This is a genomic window from Bacillus sp. SIMBA_026 (assembly GCF_046535335.1).
GTDB classification, from domain to species: Bacteria; Bacillota; Bacilli; order Bacillales; family Bacillaceae; genus Bacillus; species Bacillus velezensis.
Map to the genome: position 1 here is coordinate 1 of NZ_JAWRWX010000476.1, position 236 is coordinate 236.

A 236-nucleotide genomic window follows, 5' to 3' on the forward strand; every position below is an offset into this window, starting at 1 on the left:
TCGTAGCGCGGCGAGTCGCCTATCGGCGGAATTTTACCGTCGGGAAGCACGCACAGTTCAAGCGCATGGGACGCTCTTCCAATCAGTGCATCGATTTTGTCGCGCAGGTCGTCGGCGATCTGGAGGTTCGCTAGTACGGTGCGGAGCTTGCGGTATAGCGACAGATTGAAATTGTGATAGCCGATCGTGTTCTCGTTGCACAGACCGTCCTTGTCGAACGACTGCGCGGCAAGCGA

The 236-nt window shown here is 57.2% G+C and carries 1 protein-coding gene; it reads right to left on the reverse strand.

Annotated elements, in window-relative coordinates; genetic code table 11:
• On the reverse strand, positions 1-236 hold a 236-nt coding region (locus SB847_RS22220; RefSeq protein ID WP_410578924.1), incomplete at both ends, for a hypothetical protein.